Source organism: uncultured Campylobacter sp. (assembly GCF_938041645.1).
Lineage (GTDB): Bacteria > Campylobacterota > Campylobacteria > Campylobacterales > Campylobacteraceae > Campylobacter_B.
In genome coordinates, this window is the sequence record NZ_CALIST010000009.1 from 1 (window position 1) to 2181 (window position 2181).

The 2181-nt window shown below is 48.2% G+C and carries 2 protein-coding genes and 2 pseudogenes; all 4 read right to left on the reverse strand.

Going from position 1 to position 2181, the window contains the following annotated elements; genetic code table 11:
• Nucleotides 1–248: pseudogene (locus Q0600_RS00855) on the reverse strand (hypothetical protein); the annotation flags it as partial.
• Entirely contained in the window at nucleotides 245–607 is a 363-nt protein-coding gene (locus Q0600_RS00860) for a hypothetical protein (RefSeq protein WP_298755782.1), read from the reverse strand. The gene Q0600_RS00860 and the pseudogene Q0600_RS00855, both read right to left, overlap by 4 nt.
• A gap of 9 nt (nucleotides 608–616) precedes the next feature.
• Nucleotides 617–1150, reverse strand: coding sequence for a hypothetical protein (locus Q0600_RS00865; protein ID WP_298755784.1), 534 nt, complete (start codon nucleotides 1148–1150; stop codon nucleotides 617–619).
• Between the two features lies 1 nt (nucleotide 1151).
• Nucleotides 1152–2181 (reverse strand): annotated as a pseudogene (locus Q0600_RS00870) (hypothetical protein); the annotation flags it as partial.

Genomic DNA, 2181 nt, shown 5'->3' on the forward strand with positions numbered 1-2181 from the left:
GCAGGGAGGCTTACTTTGCACCTTATCGGGATAAGGACGTCCTTGTATTCCGTCCTTACCATCGGCGCAGGTTTCGCCGCACACCCACTAAGAGAAACACACAGCGCCAGCCCTATCAGAAAAAGAATAAATCTAATGATATACTCTCGCTTATGCTTAGCCAGCTCTTTTTGGTAGTTTTTGTCCATCAAAAACGTCTTGCGCAGAGGCTTTGAATACTGCGGCATAGATAGTTGTCCTGTTTTCATCTGCCCATCTCCCTGAATATTTCCTCATAGAATTTCAGCTTCTTTTCGCATTTTGCGTCCCTTATCGGCACATTTATCGTTTTGTATCTAGTTTCTATCTCTTTTTTGATGATAGGACCGGCGTTTTTGAGCTTTTCGTTTTGCAGAGCGATCTCTTCAAATTTGGCGTTTTGCAGATCGATCTTTGCGTTGCAAGCGTCCAAATTCGAGGAGCTTATCAGCTCTTGCGTTTTGGCGAATACTAGGTCTTTATTTAACTGCTCGATCTTACCCTTTAGGCTATGGTTCCACCCTGCCAGCGCAAGGCAGGTAAGTAGAAGCGCTGCGATAATTCCAAGGTAAATTTTAAAATTAAACATCGCGCTGCCTTAATCTTTCGCCGTGATAGTGATATTTCTGTAGCCCAAAACGATGTCTGGATTGTCGGTTTGAAGCGTTAGAGTTTTGTTTTCTATAAAAGCCGAAACATTAACGGAAACTTCCTCATACTCCCCGGAGTGAAAATGGCCATAAACCCGTAGGCTTTCACTTTGCCCGTAGCCACTCCCGCCTTTTACGTTGATATCTATTTTAAGCGCCGCTGCGGTTCCTACACCCCCTTCGGCTTCTGCAAAATCTATCAAAATTGCGCGTAGCTCAAGCGTTCCGTTGAATCCATCGTTCAGATTACTTAGGGCAATGGCTGTTCCAGATTCATATGCCGTAATTGACCCGCTATTTTGATACACGAGTCCTCTAAAATCTCCATCGCTGCCAGCTGGCATAAGTATATGCGTCATATCATCGTCCTTTTTCTGTGATTCGCTCGGTCTTGCCGATATTTTGTTTTTGTGCTTTTTTGACATCCATATCACTACGGCTACTATCACCGCCATCATCATCACAAAAAATAAAATTTTCATCTCATACCCTTCCTATTTTGATTTCGTTTTCACTCACTACGAAGTATGCAAATACCTCGGTAGCCTTGAGCCCCGTAGGCACTACTCGAAAGCCGAGCGCCGCATCGTAGCCCGTGATATTCGTAGCGTTTCGCACTATCAGCGCTCCGCTCTGCCCGACCGTGCCGTTTTTCAAAGTCAGCTTGCCGGGCGCGCCTAAATTTAGGACGAAATTATCTCCTTGAGTCAAATCCCCTTCAAGGCTTGTTATCGTCGTAATTTTTGAGCCATTGGCGCCGTCTTTGCGGTGAAAGTTTGCCCCTTCCACGCCGATGAGCTTCGCGCTATCAGACGCGGCTTTGTCTTTATCCAGCTTTTTATCAAACGCCTCGCCGAGCTCCGTTTTATTTGCGTCATAGACCGCGCTTGCAAGTTTTGCGAAGCTTACGGCGCGCCAGAGATTATCCGCCTTAAAAAACGGCACCAGCGCCGTCTGATCAAAAACGGCGCTCGCTCCGCCGAGGCTTCCTTGAAATTTAAAATTGCCAAGCTCGATTACCGCGTTGCTTGGATTGAGTTTTATATCGCGCGCGACGGCGTCGCTTCCGGTGCCGCGCAGGATGACCTTGCCCCCTTTTTTGGCGCTGAAAACCCGCAGATCGTTTCCGCTCGGCGCGATATCCGATCCGTTCGCGCCGATGCCGACGCCCAGAGCCGCGACGCTTTTTACGTCGGCGCGCAGAAATTTCTCGGCTTCCACTCCCCCTAATTTTGCGCTATCCGCCGCCTGATCGTCTTTGCCAAGCTTGCCGGCTGCGCTGCTTTGAGCCGCTGCTGCGGCGCTTATCGCAGTGTTTATACCCTGCGCGAGGGCGTCAAATTTCGCACTCGCCTCAATCTTTGAGTAGCCATACCCCACGCCCGCTTTGGTCTCTAGCTTCCGCTCGATCAAATTTGAACTATAAGTTTGAGTGGTGCTTTGAGCTGCGTCGTTGATGATTCCGTTTTTAAGCAGGGTTTTAATCTGCTCTTTTAAAGAACTAAGCTCCGTA

Coding starts and splice junctions, on each gene's coding strand:
- Q0600_RS00860 (WP_298755782.1), bottom strand. CDS start 607: ATGTTTAATTTTAAAATTTACCTTGGAATTATCGCAGCGCTTCTACTT.
- Q0600_RS00865 (WP_298755784.1), bottom strand. CDS start 1,150: ATGAAAATTTTATTTTTTGTGATGATGATGGCGGTGATAGTAGCCGTA.